Consider the following 17,713-nt stretch of genomic DNA (forward strand, 5'->3'; position numbering starts at 1 on the left):
ACAGGCTTGTTATAGGCTGCGGCGCTTCGCCGCAGCGTTACCCGGGCATGAGCTTCAATCCGCCGGATTCAGCAGCAGTATTCCTCTCTCCCTGCACGCCTCCACCGTTTCTGCCGGCCAGACGGACATCTGCACTTCCCCGATGTGCGCCTTGCGGAGCAGGAACATCGCCACCCGCGACTGGCCGATTCCCCCGCCCATCGTATAAGGCAGTTCCTGGTTCATCAGCATCCGGTGGAAGGGAAGCGACAACCGTTCTTCGCAGCCGCTCTCCCGGAGCTGGGCCTCGAGCGCGGCCTCGTCCACCCGCACACCCATAGAGGAGATCTCGAAGGACGTCTCCAGCACTGGATACCATACGATCAGATCCCCGTTCAGCTGCCAGTCGTCATAATCCGGGGATCTCCCGTCATGAATGTCTCCGGAGGCCAGCTTGCCCCCGATCCGCAGCAGGAAGACGGCACCTTTCTCCCGCGCGGCCGCATGCTCCCGCTCCTTCGGAGACAGCGCTGCGTAAGCATTCTCGAGCTCCTGTGTCGTTACGAAGTGAATCTCCTCCGGCAGCACCGGCGTGAGCTCAGGATACAGGGTGGCAAGCTCCGCTTCCGTTTCTTTCAGCGCCTCATAGATGAGCCTCACCGCAGCTTTCAACGTCTCCAGATGCCGCTCTTCCCGCGAGATCACTTTCTCCCAGTCCCACTGGTCGACAAGATACGAGTGCAGCGGTCCTGTCGTCTCGTCCCGCCGGATCGCCTTCATGTCCGTGTACAGCCCTTCGCCCGGCTCCAGCCCGTAATAGCGCGCCGCCATCCGTTTCCACTTCGCCAGGGACTGCACGACTTCGAGCTGCAGAGGATCATCTCCGCTCCCCGCCGCGTCGAAGGCAACGGACCGCTCCCACCCGTTCAGGTTGTCGTTGATTCCGGTACCGGCCGCTACGAATAAGGGCGCGGACACTTTCATCAGGTTCAACTTGCCGCTCAGCTTCGCTTCGAACATCCCTTTGGCGCCAGCCGCCCGCTTCTCGGTTTCCCTCGCCCGCGCTCCCGCCGTATTCTCCGTTACCACTACTGGGTTCATCATCCTTACCTTCTCTCCTGATTAGTTTGGCGTCGTCGCCTTCTGCGGCACAATACCGCTTCTCTTCTTTAATCTACTAAATTATCCCATAGATTACAATATTAATGTTTTATTGAGATATATGGATCTCCCTCATTGTTCTACCGCCGAGCATTCCGGGTTCTGTTATTCTAGCAACTTCGGAGGAGTAAGGAGGGACGAACGCCTCTCCGAAAAAAAATAGGCACCTGCTCCCATCACATATCCCCGTCCTCCTTGAATATAGTTAGTAACAAGCACTCTTTTTATAAAGTCTTGTTCTTCCGAAACCATCATCCGGTTTCTCATTTTGCTTACCATGAAGCCCACTTCAGGAGGTGTCCCGCATGACAGAGCCTTTATTTACCGTCTCAAGAGAAGATTGGTCCCTGCACCGCAAAGGATATCAAGACCAGACCCGCCATCAGGAAAAAGTACGCGAAGCCATCAAACAAAACCTGCCTGACCTGGTGACGGACGAGAGCATCGTGATGTCGGACGGCAAGCAGATCGTGAAGGTACCTATCCGCTCCCTGGATGAGTACCGTTTCCGTTATAACTACAACAAGAGCAAGCATGTCGGTCAAGGTGACGGCGACAGTCAGGTCGGCGATGTGCTCGGGGTCGATCCGCAGCCGGCCAAAGGGGCAGGCAAAGGTGAAGGGGCGGGCGACCAGCCCGGCGACGATTATTACGATGCGGAGGTCCAGATGGAGGAGCTTCAGACGATGCTCTTCGAGGAACTGGAGCTGCCGAACCTGCAGCAGAAAGAAAAGGATAACATAACGACCAAAGAGATTATTTTCAACGACGTGCGCAAGAAGGGCATTATGTCCAACATCGACAAGAAACGGACGATCATGGAGAACCTCCGCCGCAACTCACGCGAGGGCACCCCGGGCATCCATCATATCTCGCCGGATGATCTGCGCTTTCGCACCTGGGATGAGATCATTACGCCGCAGTCCAATGCGTTGATCCTGGCCATGATGGATACCTCGGGTTCCATGGGATCGTTCGAGAAATATATTGCCCGCTCGTTCTTCTTCTGGATGACCCGCTTCCTGCGCACCAAGTACGAGCATGTGGAGATTGTCTTCATCGCGCATCATACGGAAGCGAAGGAAGTGACAGAGGAAGAGTTCTTCACGAAGGGTGAGAGCGGCGGCACGATCTGCTCCTCCGCTTACCAGCTCGCTGTCGATCTCATCGACCGCAAATACCCGCCTTCCCGCTATAACATCTACCCGTTCCACTTCTCCGACGGCGACAACCTGACTTCGGACAACGAGCGCTGCGTGAAGCTTATCGGCGAACTCGTGAAGCGGGCGAACCTGTTCGGCTACGGCGAGGTTAACCAATATAACCGGAGTTCCACCCTCATGTCGGCCTACCGCAATATCCACGATCCGAAGTTCGTGCATTATGTCATCCGCGAGAAAGGCGAAGTATATAAAGCGCTGCGGACCTTCTTCCCCAAAAATCTCGAAGGGAGAGCCGCCCGATGAAGCTCGATGATATCAAAAAACTGGAGTATGCCATTGCCGAAATTACGGAAGTCGCCACCGGTTTCGGACTCGACTTCTATCCGATGCGCTATGAGATCTGCCCGGCCGAGATCATCTATACCTTCGGCGCCTACGGGATGCCCACCCGCTTCAGCCACTGGAGCTTCGGCAAGACGTTCCACAAGATGAAAATGCAGTATGACTTCGGCCTCAGCAAGATCTACGAGCTCGTCATCAACTCCGATCCGTGCTACGCGTTCCTGCTCGACGGCAACTCGCTCATCCAGAACAAGCTCATTGTCGCTCACGTCCTGGCGCACTGCGACTTCTTCAAGAACAACGTCCGTTTCTCGAAGACGAACCGGAACATGGTCGAGAGCATGTCGGCTACGGCCGAGCGGATCCGGCAGTACGAGATCGAATACGGCAGCGAGGAGGTCGAGAAATTCATCGACGCCGTACTGGCCATCCAGGAGCATGTCGATCCCCTGATCTCCAAGCCCCAGCGCGGGATGAGCGGACTGCGGACCGAAGCCGCGTCCCTGCCGACCGAGCGGACTTTCGGCTATGAAGACCTCTGGGATCTGGACGAGAAGCCCAAAGCGCCCGAGAGCAAGGAAGGCCCCTCCAAGTTCCCGCCCCGGCCGGAGAAGGATCTCATGCTCTTCATCGAGGAGTATGCTCCGTATATGAAAGACTGGCAGCGGGACATCATGACGATGCTGCGCGACGAGATGCTGTATTTCTGGCCGCAGATGGAGACGAAGATCATGAACGAGGGCTGGGCCTCCTATTGGCATCAGCGCATCCTGCGGGAGCTCGACCTCACCGAGGATGAGACGATCGAATACGCCAAGCTGAACTCTTCGGTTGTCGTCCCATCCCGTCACAGCCTCAATCCTTACTATCTCGGGCTCAAAATCTTCGAGGATATTGAGAAGCGCTGGGAGAATCCCAGCCGCGAGGACCGCGAGAAATTCGGCTACAAGGGGGGCGAAGGCCGGCAGAAGATGTTCGAGGTGCGCGAATTCGACTCCGACTCCTCCTTCATCCGCAACTACATGACGAAGCAGCTCGTCGACGAGCTCGATCTCTATGTATTCGAGAAGAAGGGACCCGAGTGGAAAATCACAGACAAATCGTGGGAGAATATCCGCGATCAGCTTATCTTCGCCCGGGTGAATGGCGGCTTCCCTTACATTGTCGTGGAAGACGGCGACTATGAGCGCAGCGGAGAACTGTACCTGCGCCACATGTACGAAGGTACCGAGCTCGATCTCAAGTATGTGGAGCGCACCCTTCCTTATATCCACCGGCTCTGGGGCAAGCCCGTTTACCTGGAGAGCATGATCGAAGGCAAGCCCGTTCTCTTCTCGTATGACGGACGGAAGCACAACCGGAAGTTTCTGTGAACCTGCGGGTTATATTATCTGAAATTTCTGATATAAATAGGCATGCAGGTTCAGTATGGTCACTTCCCGATGAACACAAAAAGGCCGCGGCAGAGTTCGATTCTGCTGCGGCCTTTTTGTGTTCATCGGCTGTTATTGAGCTTGGCGGGACTGCGCACCGAAGTGCAGGATCACTGCGGCATGCTGCTGGACGGCCTGGCCGCCGGCCGGTCCCGCACCAGCCGAAGCCCCTGCTCTACCATGCCGAGGAGATAGCCGCACGCCTCAGGGTCGATGGCGGCCAGCTCCTGCAGGCCGAGCATCGCCTGTTCCAGGCGCTGGGTCATCCCGGTATCGGCCGCCCCACCCGGGACAGGGGACAGCTCTTCTTCCGGGGACCAATAGAGTTCCTTCTCGAGTCTCGACAAGATTTCCAGCTGAATGGTCTGCGTGCGGCCTGTCTCCAGATTGCGCAGATATCCTGGAGCTACCCCCAGTTCTTTGGCGAATTCGGTGACCTCCATCCCCTTCAGCTCTCTCAGCTCGCGCAGCTGCTGTCCGTACCATGTGCTCACGGCCTACGCCCTCCCATGATCCCAGTCTCTCGAATTCTCGGAATCTCCCAATTCAATTCCGTGCCTCTTCGTTGTACTAGTATCGACCGGGAGGTGGAGCGCTATACCCGGGCTGCCCGGCATGGATATGAAATAATGAACAGCGGCCTTCGCTATTCCTGAGGCATCCTCCCCTGCAGAAGCTCCCACTCGTCCCAAGACACGACACCCAAGTCCGGCCTCGGCTCGTCAGGCAGCATCGCGATGTACTCCAGCGAGTGACCGTCAGGGTCGGAGAAGTAGATCGATACGGCCGGCATCCAGCCGAATACGAACGGCTGCTCCGTTCCATCGTTCAGGAAGTTATGCACCGCGAGTCCCCGGCTCTTGAGGAAAGGAACGACTTCCCTCATCTTCTCCACCGACGTACGGAAAGCAAAATGCTGACGCATCCTCTCGGAGATCCCTTCTCCCACAATCCGAGCATCGCCCCTCCGCGTTCGCCGATCCAATAAAAGCGGACTCCGCGCGGGTCTTCATGCGCGAATTCGAGCCCCAGCACGTTCTCGTAAAAAGCGGCCGAGCGCTCCAAATCCGCCACAGGAAGATGCGTCTCGAACAATCCGAGTATATGATTCTCCATCGTGTCCTCTCCCCTCTCTCCTCCCTAGGATAAAGGGTTGAGGAAATTCAGGAAAGAGGGGAAATGTCCAGCTTACCTTGCAGTAAACTGGAAGGTCTCCCAAGTGCCGGCCGAGGTCTTGTTCGCGATGAGCGGCGAAGAGCCGGCATTGTCCGCGCTGACGAACTTGCCGTTGGCCGCGGCCTTCAGCGAGACGCCTCCGCTCACGTTCGACATCTGGAACGTCTCCCAGCCGCCGACGGACGTGCTGCGGGCGATCAGCGCGCCCGCGCCCGCATTCTCGGCCGTCACGTAACGGCCGTTCGCGAGCGACTTCAGGGCGATATTGCCGCCGCCGAGGTCCACCTTCTCGAACATTTCCCAGCCGCTGACCGCAGAGCTTCTGGCGATCAGGGGGCTGCTTCCGCCATTCTCCGCAGCCACATAGAACCCGTTGGCCGAAGCTTTGATCGCGACGAGGTCTCTTGTCGGCGTGCCGTTCCACTTGAAGGTAACGACGGCCCCCGCAGGGATAGAAGAAGTGAACGCCTGCTTGCCCCACTTGATCTTCACGTTCTGGCTGGCCGAAGTCCGGTTGTAGGCCACGACCACTTTGGAACCGTCGGGATTCTTGAACGCGACATTCTCGAGGCTGCCGTCATACGACGGGGTATCAATCCGGTAAGCGCCGGGCACCACAAATTTGCTGAAATGCCCCATGAGGTAGTAGTGCTGGTTGTACGACACTTGGTCCATAGCGTCCGAGCGGATCTTGATCATCCCGTAGTTGATGGAATTCGCGAGCAGCGAAGGGCCGTTGTTCTGGTCAAGCGCGATGTTCCAGGCGATAAAGGCCTTCGACCAGTTCCTCGGAATCGTAATCAGCTCATGCATGATATTGCCGAACGTGTCGTTCCACGAACCGAAGCCGCCTTCGGTGAACCAGATGTCCTTGGACGGATGCAGGTTATGCAGCGTCGTCATGGCCGAAGGGTCGCCGCCGTAATGATGGAAGGCGCTGCCTGCGATATACCCTGCCGCGCCGGCGTCCTTCAGAACCGTGTCCGGATAGGACCAATTATCGAAGTTATGGTCATACGCAATAATCTTGGTATTCAGTCCTGCTCCCCGCAGGGAAGGACCCAGATAATCGCGGATAAAACCGATCTGGTCGGCGGTGGACATGCTCATAGTCGGGTAAGCCCCTGTAGTGTAGAGCGGCTCGTTCTGCGGCGTAAGCGCATAGATAGGGATGCCCTGCCCCTGGTAAGCCTGCACGAACTTCGTGAGGTAATTCGCATAGGTGCCGTATGCTTCGGGTTTCAGATAGCCGCCGTTCATGGAACCGGACGATTTCATCCAAGCCGGAGCGCTCCAGGGCGAGGCGATCACCTTGATGCCCGGATTCTTCGCCAGCGCCTGCTTCACCATCGGCACGATATAGGGCAGATCCCTGGCGATCGAGAAGCTGTTCAGATTCCAATCCCCTGCGGTATCGGCATAGCTATATGCTTCCCAGTTAAAATCCGATGCCCCGACCGTCTGCCGCAGCAGACTGAGCCCGATGCCGGTGGACCCGAAGAGCTTCTCCATCACTTCAGCCCGCTTGGCGGCGGTCAACTTGTTCTGCAAGAGCCAGGCGGAGGAATCCGTCATCGACGCTCCGAAGCCGTCCATCTGCTGGTAGGTCAGATCCTGGTTGACATCGATCGTGTAAGCGGCGCTGCCGGTGTCTCCCCCGAAGGCTGCGTTCCCCTGCTTGGCGAGCGCGGCACTCCAGTCCGGTTTGGACAGCCAGACTTCCACGGAATCTCCCGCCGCGTGGGCAGAAGAGACGGAAGACGAAGCGAAGGAAACCGTGAGTACGGCGGAACATAGGGCAAGCTTGGCGCTTTTGGACAAAACCATTATAGATCACACCTTTCTTGGATTGAGATGATGAACGGGAAATGAAATCGATTTCATGAAGCGTGGGGAACAGGCGATCACCTCCATATCTCAATTATACAGCTTGGTAAGCGCTTGCAAAGGTCTCTTTTTTCGGGATGGATGCTCCAAAGTTAGGATGGCTGCCGGGACACCCGCGGTATTCCACAAGATAAACGTCTTCGCCGTCCTGTAAGGACGATGCGCGTTTATAAGATATATAGGATTGCAGGAGCGAGCCCTGGCGAGATATAAAGAGCCCCGGCGGTATACGGCCGGGGCTCCTGGATGCTGCAGCTATGAAACTATGAAATATTGCAAGGTATTAATACCGGTACAACCGGTGGATAAGCACTGCGGTCTCGGCCCGGGTCGCCGTCCCCCGCGGGTTCAACCGCGAGCCGTCGCCTGTGACCAGTCCGCTCTTCACGAGTGCTGCCGCACTGTCGCCGGCGTAAGCCGCAAGCTCCGCTCGGTCCGTGAAGACATCGAGCTCAGAAGCGTCTGCAGCCGGGGCCGCTTTCCCGGCGAGCTTCATGGCACGGGCAGCCAGTGTCATCATCTCCTGCCTTGTGACCGGAGACGAAGGATCGAACCGGCCCTGCTCCTTGCCCTCGGCGATGCCGAGCTTCTTCGCTACGCCTGCCGCGCCCGCATAGTATGCGGAGGGTTCCACATCGCTGAAGTTCCCCTCGAAGCGGGCCGTGAGATCCAGCGCCTCCACCAGCATGAGCAGGAAGTCTCCCCGCTTCACCGGTGCGCCCGGCGTGAATGTCCCCTCTGCCGTGCCTTCGATCACCCCTTTGGCCGCCATCGTCTCAACAGCTTCGCGGGCCCATTCATGGGAACCGAGGTCCCCGAACGACTTGGTTACATAAGCTACCGCGAAGAGGCTGAAGTGAGTCGTAGTGAAGCTTACCCGCCCCGTCTTGTTGTCATACCGGCCGCTTGGAACAGCTGTGATCGTGCCCGAGGCGTTCACATACCACACCGTAATACGCTCCGGATGAGCAAGCTCTGCCGCACTCGGGTCGTAAGGAACGGATACGGATACCTTCGCGTCCGGGTTGCTCCATTCTATAGGTGAGCCGTCCACCAGAAGGGTAAGCTCGACCGCGGGTCTGCCGCCAAGTTCTGCGCTTAGATGAGCGGCGTTACTGCGGCCGATCCGCAGTTCAACCTTAGCCGCCCCGCCTATATCCGCGGGAATCAGCATGCCGCTTGGCAGCGTAATGCTGCCCGCTCCCGTAACCAGCTCCAGTACAACCTTGCCGGCCTTCCCTGACAGCACGGACACCGGAAGCGTAATGCCGTAAGCCGCAGCTCCTTCTGCCAGCGGCACTTCAATGGTGAGCGAAGTGCGGCCGGATAATGCGTCAGCCAGTGCCGCCTCCTCCATCGTCACTGATGCCAGACCGGTGGCCGGGTCAAGCTTAGGCTGCGGAGCCTGCACAACCGGCTTCCCGCCGGTGGAAGGCGAAGGCGTGCCGGGATTTCCGCCGGTGCTGCCCGGACTGCCGGTGCTGCTTCCGCGGTCGGGATTTCCACCGCCGTTGCTGCCGCCGCTGTCGTTGTTCCCGCCGCCGTTGTTGCCCGGCGTACTGATGACATAGGTGAATTCGGCTATCGGGCTGTCCGCCATGCCTTCCTTGACGGCGAACGCCTTGATCGTCGTTGTGCCGATCGGCACGGTGATCGCCTGCTTATACTCCGTACCGGACGCCGCCGATGGTACGCTTCCGTCCAGCGTATAGTAGATCGCCGCTCCCCCGGTCTGCGAGGTCAGAACCACCTGCTGCGGCCCCGTGTAGCTGCCCGATCCGGGCGCAGCCACCGGTGCGGCCGCAGGCTCAAGCGGCTGTTCGCCGGCTTTGATCTCATACGTATAGAGAGCCGCGAAGCTGTCTTTCATACCGGCTTTGACCGCAATGGCCCGGACCACGGCCAGCTCCGTGATCTCAATCGGTCCGGTGTACGGCATGCTGTCTGCGGTCGGAAGCGAACCGTCCAGCGTGTAGAAGACAGCCGCGCCCTCCGCAGCCGTGGTCAGCGCCACCTGCACGCTGCCATAGTGCACGCCGGCCTGCAGAGAGGCTGCCGGCAGACTCGCCCGCTCGGCGGCCGTCTGCTCCGTTCCGTCGGATGGCTGCAGCTCGAACCAGTCGAGGTTGAAACCGTCGCCCTGGTCGAGGAAACGGATCGTCTGCACACCCGCCTCCAGCTTCACGGTATGGGAGGCGTCCTTGAAGGTTCCCCAGCCGCCGGTGCCCGGCAGTGCTGCCGTTCCCAGCGTCCTGCCGCCTACGGTGAAGGCTGCCGATACGCCGCCCTGTGCCGTAGCATAGCGGTAGTTCACCCGGTAGAACCCGGCTGTTTTCACGTCGACCAGATAATCGAGCGTGTTGCCCGCGCTCATGTAGCCGATATTGCGGAAAGCAGGAGATGTCCCGCTCGCTTCGTTATCCTGAATGACCCCAACGGTCGCATTCGAATAGCTCTCGGCCTCGACCCTCAGCAGGCCGTCCTCGCCCATCTTCTGCGCCGTCACCGGTTCGAGCGAGATCGAGCCAAGCTCGAAGCCGCCCGCCTGGGCATACACCCTCAGAATCTGTTCTCCGGCCGGCAGCCGCACTTGGCTTCCCACCGTAACCCAGTTTTTGTTATACAGCTGCGGTACGGTATATTCGGCCAGCGTGTCGCCTGCCCCGTTCTTCAGCACGATCCCTTTGGACGCGCCGGATTCAAAAGTAATCCGCAGCGCCGCCATGTACGTGCCTGCCTGCGCCGCATCGATCTTGTACTCCACGTAGTCTCCCGCATCGAAGCCCGTCAGCTTGCGGGTACCGCTGGGACCTTCGTCCGCTGCGGCGCCTTGGACCTTGTAGAAGGCCTCTGCCGGAACGCTGCCCGGCACCGGCACCGCTTCCCTGCGGTTCACCGTACCGCTGAGCACTGCAGCAGCCGAGAGAGCCGCCTCCCCGTCGGCATACGCCTCCTTCGGCACGTTCACTGCCAGGGACAGATCCCCGTAATACGGGGTGCCGTCCCAGCCCAGCGTGAGCTCCAGATGCGAAGCATCCACCGCTCTCACGGACTTCAGGGAGACGCCGCCCTGCGTCACAGCCGTTCCCGCCAGTCCGATTCCTTCCAGTGCGTCAGCTCGGAAGGTGCCGCCCTCTAGCGCAACCCCCAGTACATAGCCGTCCACGCCGTAAGGCACCGGACCGCCTGCTATGGACAGCTCTTCGGCATCATCGGCGGCAAGGAATAGAACCCGGCTTCCGAGTACGCCGGTTGCATAGACGCTGCCGCTGACCGTCTCATAGACCGCCGCCGTCACCGATGCCCGGATGTCCTTGTCATAATCCTGCGTACGGGTGCCTCTGAGCTCAACCTGCGCATGCCTGTCGTCCAGACGGGTTACGCTTCCGACTGCCATACCTCCGATCCCTTCCAGACTCCAGCCTGCAGGGTTCAATGCCGGTTGGAACGTATCATTGAGCAGCTCGAACGTAATCGAAGCTCCGTCTTCCTGGCCTTCCCGAACAGCGCTGTCGGGTGACGCCACCAGCGTCGGGCCAACGGCCAGCCAATCGAGGTCGGCCGCTGCCCCTTTCACGGACAGGCTCAGCGTATGGTCACCCGCCGGCAAAGTGACGGTATCCGTCACGTTCACCCACTGCTCCCGGCCTGCCGAGCCTGCGAGATACGTCGTACCAACCACTGTACCGGCTGCCGACAGCTCCACTGCCGGATGCCCGCCCTCCGATGCATAGCGGTAAGTCACAGCGTATTCGCCTGCCTGCTCCACATGCACCGGATAGCCTAGCGCGCTGTCCCCGCCCGAGAAACCGACGGAGATGATCCCCGCGCCGCTGCGGTTCACGAGCACGCCGTCCGGCTTCGAAGCCGTCTCCGCTTCGATCAGGCCAGGCACGCCGTAGCGCTCCTCGTCCGCCTTCGTTAACATGAGACTAGTGAGGCTGTATCCCCGTCCTTCGGCCGCCAGCGTCAGCTTATGGATGCCCGCCTCCAGGGTGACCGAGGTTCGGGCATACGCTGTACGTCCGTCTTCGGTCACTGCTCTCGCAAGCGGCATGCTCGCCGCTGCCGCGCCGTCCCTCTTGAGCGTCAGCCCCCCGTTCTGCGGGCTGCCGGTATAACCGAGGTCCGCATAATAAGTACCTGTCTCCGCGACGTTCACAAGGTAATCGAACGATGCCGGTTCGCCAGTGCCTTCGTTCAGGCCTCCGACCGTCCCCGCTGCCGCGTCCGCCGTGTAACTGCCGGAGGCACTGTCGAAGTCCGCCGCCCGGATCGTGCCCGGCGCGGTTGCTTCTGCTACGACCCGGTCCCACCGGTACGTCACGACGGATTGAGCCGGCACGGAGGAGGTGATCTGCGTACCGTCACTGAGCAGCTTCACCGGCTGCGTCTCCTTCGTCTGGTTAATGACGACCGTGACGATCCGCTTGCCGTCCGGGCTCAGGAAAGCCACATTCGTTACGGTATCGGACGAGCCGTAGTTGCTGTCGATCCGGACATATCCCGGCTCTACGAACTTCGTGTACTGCCCGAGCAGGTAGTACTCCGGCGCGAGCCAGTAGTTGTCAGGGTCGGCCGAATCCTGTACGAGCGGCGTAGGGTCCGGCGTACCGACCCATTGGTGGGTGCGGATGTCGCTGTCGAGCATCACGACCCAGGAGTTGTAGCTGCGCGCCCAGTTGCGGAAATACTGCGCCATGCGGTCCGCGCCCTTCGTGCCCCAGACTGCCCGTTCCGTGAGATAGACGTTCTTCTCCGGATACAGCTCGTGCAGCTTCGTCATCTCGCCAAGGTCCCCGCCATAGTCGTGGAACGCCGTACCGTCGACGGCAGCCCGGCTGGCCGGATCACGCAGCAGCTGGGCCGGGTAAGCCATCGTGTCGCCCGGGTTGTGGTCGAAGATCCACAGCTTCACGTGGGAGAACCCGTTCGTATCGAGCTCGGCACGCATCAGCTTCACCAGCTCGGCCTGCTGCTCCCAGGGCATCTTCGCGCTCGGATACTCGATCTCGAGCAGCGGCTCGTTCTGCAGCGTCATCGCTTCGATCTCGATTCCTTCGGCCCGGTAAGCCTGAAGGTACTTCAGATAGTACTTTGCGAGCACCGGCAGGTACTCGTCTTTCACTTGGCCCTTCATGAGCGAGTCCGTCGTCTTCATCCAGCCCGGAGGGCTCCAGGGCGAAGCGAAGAACTTGATATCCGGATGGATGCGCTGCATCTCCTTGACCGTATCGATGATATGATAATCGCGGTCTTTCTGGATCGAGAAGTGCTTCAGCTCCGGATCGGTCTCACCCGCCGGCCTATCGTCGTAGCTGTAGAACTGCCGGGCCGTGAAGTCGGCCGTACCGATCGTCAGCCGGACGAGGCTCATGCCCGCCCCTTGGGCCGGATCCACAAGCTTCTTCAGCACCTCGGTCCGCTTCGCGGGCGACATCTTCCACAGGTTGTGCACCGTGGACTCCTCCATCGAGGAGCCGATGCCGATCATCGATTGGTAGGTCTTCTGCGGATCGATCTTGATCTCGGTGCCTGCTGTCCCGCCCGGCATGGTCAGATCCAGAGGCGTCTGGGCCTCCAGCTTCTTGTCGCCTTCGCAGTACCTCGGAGCGTAATACCAGCGGATGTCGCCGGGGTCGCGCTCGCTCGTGATCCACGACTCTACCGCCCCAGCTTTCACGACCGCCCCGCTTCCGGACTCCCCCCCTCCGCCCGTATCGGCAGGAACATCGCCAGTGCGGCGGAACTCCAGCCAGTTGAGGTTGATCGATCCGCCGAACTCCAGCCGAAGCTTCTGGGTTCCCGTCTGGCGGAGCACCACCTTCGCGGCGGTTCCGGTCTGCCAGCTCTGCCAGCCGCCGGTGGAGGCACCCGTGAAAGTGCCGGCCGTACGGCCCGCCTCATCCTTGATCCGGATGGACGTCGGGCTTCCGAGCTCCCCGGCATAGCGGAAATCCACTTCATAGGTGCCGGCTTCCGCCACATTCACGGTATACTCGCTCCAATCGCCCGCATCGGCGAAACCGAGATTCTGCGTGCCTTCGGAGGCGTTCTCGAGCTGAAGTCCACTCTGTGCGGCGAATGCCTCCGCTTCGATGCGGCCCGGGATCGCCTTGCCGGAATCGGCAGGCTGTCCCGGCTTCTGCGGCACCGGCGGGAGTGCAGGCGTCTCCTGCCCCTTCGTCAGCCCGTAGCCCGTAGGGAACTGCACATACGGCGAATCTGCCGTCTTGATCGGATACGCCTCCACGAAGAATGGCCAGCGCATCGGCAGCTTGCCCGTGAAGTCCTGCTCGCCGAACAGCACATCGGCTACCCCAGCCCCTTCCGTTCCCGGGAGCCAAGCTGCAATGAGGCCGGCCCAGTCATCCATCTGCGGGGCCACCGTCATCGGACGGCCGGACACCAGAACGACCAGAATCGGAATCTGCGGATCCGCGCTGCGGATGTTCTCCAGCGTAGCGAGGTCTTCCGCGTCGAGATTCAGATTCGCGGTGTCGCCGTTTGACTCCGCATAAGGCTTCTCGCCGAGCACGGCAATGGCCACATCGTGACCCGCCGCCCCCCGGCCGTGCTTGTTGTAAGTCACCGTCTTCCGGTCTCCGGCCGCTTCCTGAATTCCCTTCAGGATGGTCGTTCCCGGTGTCGTCGGACCACTCTGGCCCTGCCAAGTGATGGACCAGCCGCCCGCCTGGATCCCGATATCATCAGCGCTCTTGCCGGCAACGAAGATCTTCTTCATGGAGCCGAGCCGGGACAATAGCGGCTGCCCGTTCACCTTGTCGTTCTTGAGCAGCACGAGCGATTCCCGGACGGCCTGTCTGGCCGTCTCCCGGTGCTCCGCCGAGCCCACGGCTTCCGCGAGTTCTCCGCTGGTCTTCGGATGCTCGAACACGCCGGACTCGAACTTCACGCGGAGAATACGGGTGACTGCATCGTCGACCCTCTCCGCCGGGATCGCACCCTCGTTCACATTCTCCTTCAGATAGCGGACAACGTCGCGCCATTTGTCCGATTCCATGAACATATCGACGCCTGCGTTCGCTGCGGTGCGCACCTGCGCCTTCAGCCCGCTGACCGGCTCTCCTTCCCAGTCCTTCGTGATCTGGTCGATCCCGTTCCAGTCGGTGATCACGAAGCCCTTGAACCCGAGTTCGCCCTTCAGCTTGTCGGTGAGCAGGGGCTTGCTCGCATGCATCTTGAGGCCCTGGATGCTGTTATACGAAGCCATGACGGACCTCACCCCGGCATCCACCGCCTGCTTGTACATGGCGAGCTCGCGTTCGAGCATCTGCTGCATCTCCTGCTCCGTATACGTCTTCGCGGATACGTCGCCCTGGTTCGTGCCATTGTCGGTATAGCCTTCGCCGATAAAATGCTTCGCGGTCGCCACCACTTTGTCCGGCCCTTTCCCATCTCCTGCCTGCGCTCCCTGCAGCCCTTGGATATAGGCTGCTCCGAGGCGGCCCGCGAGCACCGAGTCATCGCCGAAGCCTTCATAGGTGCGGCCCCAGCGCGGGTTCTGCACATCGGCGACGGTAGGCCCGAACGCATAGTTCACCCCCGTCGCCCTCATCTCCCTCGCCGTCAAGGCACCGAGCTTCTTCATGAGCTCTGGATTCCGAGCGGCGCCGAGACCGATATTATGGGGAATGAGCGTAGCGCCGATCACGTTGCTGTGCCCGTGAACCGCATCCACGCCATAGAGCAGCGGAATGCCGAGCCGCGTCGAGAGAGCCCCGTCCTGGTAGCTGTCATACAGCTCCGCCCACTTCCCTGGCGTGCTGTTCGCCTGTTTGCCGCCCGGGAAGGAGCCTCCTCCGCTCAGCATCGAGCCAAGGTGATACTCCCTCACATCTTCCGGGGTGGCGTAGGCCCTCTCCGCCTGAACCATCTGGCCGACCTTCTCGTCCAGCGTCATGCGTCCCAGAAGATCCTCCACCCGCTTCTCCACCGGAAGCTGCGGATTCCAATAGGGAGGCAGCTCCGCCGGGGATCCTGCCGCCGATACCGGCCAAGCAGCCGGCCCTGCGAATGACGTGCTTAAGACTACCGCCGCCGTCAAAGCGGATACTTTTCGTTTGTACCTCAATGGTTTCGTCCTCCTGCTCGTAAGTATGGAATCGATTACAAATTACGTTGCCGCAAACCTCCCTATGCTGTGTTCACTCATCCCTCGACTCTTAGGCTGCCGCAGCATACGAAGTAAGCGCTCTCTACATGCCCCAACATTCAGCCTTCCCCTCCATCACTTGGCGGGTCTCTTCCTCCTTCTTTTTGCGGGCAGCCGCCCTCCGGTTATTCCCTCATTGTAAATCAGCTGTCCCCCCCGGATTAGGCCCCATTTTTCAGGTTGGATTCTCCATATTTCGGATTTGCCGTGTTATCGGGAGAACGCTCCACTCTTTGGTTGAAATCGATTCCATGTCTAGCCTCTCCTTTCCCAATTCCCTGACCCCTACCAAACAGCTGCCGGGCCAAAAAAAAGGAAGCCCCCCACTTCCCCCTTACTGGAGAAGATGTACCGTGCTAAAATGAGAGCAGAACTAAATGAGAGCGCTGCCTAACGGGCACCATGGAAAGAATTCTAACGGAAATGCGGGGAATGACAATGAACGGAACCTATGGGGGAGCCCGGAGCATCGACGAGGTGCTGCTGCAGCTGGATGATGCGGTAGCGGAAGCCAGAATGGCTTCTTCCCGGCTCGGGTATTTTGCCGCCTTGTACCGGATGGTCACAAGGAAGGTCAAAGACGGCATAGCGCAGGGCTTCTTCGAGGACGGCCCGCGGATGGAACGGCTCGACGTTACCTTCGCGAACCGGTATCTGGATGCGCTGAACCTTCACCTGCACGGCGGACGGCCGACAGGCTGTTGGGCTCTCTCGTTCGAGGCTGCCCGCAATCCGCGGCTGCTGATCCTGCAGCATCTGCTGCTCGGCATGAACGCGCATATCAACTACGACCTCGGCATCGCAGCCGCCGAGACTTCTCCCGGAGCCGAGCTCGGCAGTCTGTATACGGACTTCAACAAAATCAACGCCATCCTCGCCGGTCTGGTAGGCAGCGTCGTAGACGAGATTCAGGAGCTCTCCCCATGGATCCGATTGCTCGACAAGATCGATATCAAGGCCGAATTCGCGGTTATCAACTTCAGCATGATGAAGGCCAGAGACTGCGCCTGGAACGTGGCGGAGCGGCTGGCGCTCGGCGATAACGCCTCGGATGCCGCTTACCTCTACCAGCTCGGTAACGAAGTCGCTTTCTTGGGCGGCAAGGTGGCCGATCCCAGCTTCTGGCTGAACCTGGGCCTCTCTGTCATCCGCTCCCGGGAGAGCGGGGATATCCCCCGCATCATCGATGTGCTAGGGGGGACGGATACCGATATCGTGCCGCCGATCCGGCACGCCGTCTGAACATGGAGTATCATGGCGGAGCGGCTGGGCGCCCAGCGATAACGCCTTCTACTCCAGCAGTGTTGCAGCACTTCCCGGTATTGCCAATCCTGAATTCACTTCTGTCTTATATACGGATTACGAAAGCGATGCCGCAGGGGCGTACACTTTCGTCATCGGACATGAAATAAGTAGTGATGCGTTCCAGGCAGCCGCCCTGAACTCATCGCTTGAACACCACTTTGAGCAGCGCGGGCAGTGCAATGAAGCGCAGATCATCCTCGGGATCTTCCGCCAGCTGCGGCCTCAGCTTGATCAGGTCCGCCCCGCCCGAGAAGGCGTCCATATTCCGTGAAGGCAATCCCCCGTTGTAGAAGCGGATGACCTCGCGTCCCGACGCATCCGTGATCCGGAAGGACGTACCGAGCAGGTCGTCGCTCCGGAGCTCGCCGATGCGGCAGCCGGCCCCATCCCGGATGTCCATCTGCGCTTTCCAGCGGTCTTGCAGATAGCTAGCGATCTTCGTACCGTCCGGCAGATAGACTTCCATAGGCCGGTTCAATCCTCCCCGCTGCTGCAGGCGCAGCCTGGGAGTGCCAATGCGGTCTGTGACCACGAAGCTTTTGGGCAGGAACGACCGCAGTCCGTCCAGAGCGCCATCCGCCCACAGCACCCAGCCCCTGCTCGTCTCCCGGAACTCCAGGAGCAGGTCTCCATCGACGGAGAAGTAACGGATGTGATGCCGCATACCGGACTGCCGCATCAGCATCATCTCTGAATCCCGATGCAGGATTGCATCCGGTCCCGATGGAGGTTCCCGATCCGCCGCCGTTGCTCTATCCCGCGGAAAGAACCGCGCCTTCCGCTTCTGGGATCCCGATACCCCCAGCATCAACAGAGCCGGGAGGACCATACCCGGCAGCGTCATAAGCAGCTCCTTCCGGGCCGGCCAGCCATAATAGACGTGCAGCGCGGTGATGACCGCTCCCCCGAACAGCAGAAGGGTTCCTGCCGCTCTGCCGACCTTCGCATTCCTCTCGTGATGCTCTCTCCAGCCCATCGCCTCTCCTCCTCTTTCAGCTCCTGGTGATCTCCTGCTGCAGATACTCTTCTCTAACTGACACGCCAACCCTGCCGAATGTTCTCTTGTCGTTCGCAAAGCACAAACAAGCCCA

Annotated in this window: 10 protein-coding genes; 3 read left to right on the forward strand and 7 right to left on the reverse strand. The window is 60.0% G+C overall.

The window, feature by feature from the left end; translation table 11 throughout:
• Positions 1 to 54: 54 nt before the first annotated feature.
• Positions 55 to 1,080 carry an aspartate--ammonia ligase gene (asnA, locus tag O9H32_RS23685; protein ID WP_269868682.1) on the reverse strand — a complete coding sequence of 342 codons (1,026 nt, stop codon included), beginning with the start codon at positions 1,078 to 1,080 and terminating at the stop codon, positions 55 to 57.
• Between the two features lie 365 nt (positions 1,081 to 1,445).
• Here asnA and yhbH point away from each other — a divergent pair, with 365 nt between their 5' ends.
• Together yhbH and O9H32_RS23695 are read left to right on the forward strand one after the other, a co-directional pair.
• The gene (gene yhbH, locus O9H32_RS23690) at positions 1,446 to 2,606 is read left to right on the forward strand and encodes a sporulation protein YhbH (protein ID WP_269868590.1); all 1,161 of its coding nucleotides are present in this window, start codon (positions 1,446 to 1,448) and stop codon (positions 2,604 to 2,606) included.
• Positions 2,603 to 4,018 (forward strand): SpoVR family protein, encoded by a 1,416-nt coding sequence (locus O9H32_RS23695; RefSeq protein WP_269868591.1) that lies wholly within the window; start codon positions 2,603 to 2,605, stop codon positions 4,016 to 4,018. The genes yhbH and O9H32_RS23695 overlap by 4 nt, the downstream gene beginning before the upstream one ends.
• 170 nt (positions 4,019 to 4,188) lie before the next feature.
• Here the strand turns inward: O9H32_RS23695 and O9H32_RS23700 are convergent, their stop codons facing one another.
• From O9H32_RS23700 to O9H32_RS23720, 5 genes are all read right to left on the reverse strand, one after another.
• Entirely contained in the window at positions 4,189 to 4,572 is a 384-nt protein-coding gene (locus tag O9H32_RS23700; protein WP_269868592.1) for a helix-turn-helix domain-containing protein, read from the reverse strand.
• Positions 4,573 to 4,724: 152 nt separating this feature from the next.
• Positions 4,725 to 4,973, reverse strand: a complete 249-nt coding sequence (locus O9H32_RS23705) for a VOC family protein (RefSeq protein WP_269868593.1) — start codon at positions 4,971 to 4,973, stop codon at positions 4,725 to 4,727.
• Positions 4,961 to 5,194 (reverse strand): VOC family protein, encoded by a 234-nt coding sequence (locus tag O9H32_RS23710; protein ID WP_269868594.1) that lies wholly within the window; start codon positions 5,192 to 5,194, stop codon positions 4,961 to 4,963. The genes O9H32_RS23705 and O9H32_RS23710 overlap by 13 nt, the downstream gene beginning before the upstream one ends.
• Positions 5,195 to 5,266: 72 nt before the next feature.
• Positions 5,267 to 7,081 carry a glycoside hydrolase family 30 beta sandwich domain-containing protein gene (locus O9H32_RS23715; RefSeq protein WP_269868595.1) on the reverse strand — a complete coding sequence of 605 codons (1,815 nt, stop codon included), beginning with the start codon at positions 7,079 to 7,081 and terminating at the stop codon, positions 5,267 to 5,269.
• Between the two features lie 343 nt (positions 7,082 to 7,424).
• On the reverse strand, positions 7,425 to 15,236 hold the full coding sequence (locus O9H32_RS23720; RefSeq protein WP_269868596.1) for a glycoside hydrolase family 3 N-terminal domain-containing protein: 7,812 nt from the start codon (positions 15,234 to 15,236) through the stop codon (positions 7,425 to 7,427).
• A gap of 513 nt (positions 15,237 to 15,749) precedes the next feature.
• On the opposite strand from O9H32_RS23720, the gene O9H32_RS23725 reads away from it, so the two are divergent.
• Positions 15,750 to 16,559 (forward strand): DUF5995 family protein, encoded by an 810-nt coding sequence (locus O9H32_RS23725; protein WP_269868597.1) that lies wholly within the window; start codon positions 15,750 to 15,752, stop codon positions 16,557 to 16,559.
• 202 nt (positions 16,560 to 16,761) lie between these two features.
• Here the strand turns inward: O9H32_RS23725 and O9H32_RS23730 are convergent, their stop codons facing one another.
• Positions 16,762 to 17,598, reverse strand: a complete 837-nt coding sequence (locus tag O9H32_RS23730) for a hypothetical protein (RefSeq protein ID WP_269868598.1) — start codon at positions 17,596 to 17,598, stop codon at positions 16,762 to 16,764.
• Positions 17,599 to 17,713 lie beyond the last annotated feature (115 nt).

Source organism: Paenibacillus caseinilyticus (genome assembly GCF_027533645.1).
In the GTDB taxonomy this organism is placed as follows: domain Bacteria; phylum Bacillota; class Bacilli; order Paenibacillales; family NBRC-103111; genus Paenibacillus_G; species Paenibacillus_G caseinilyticus.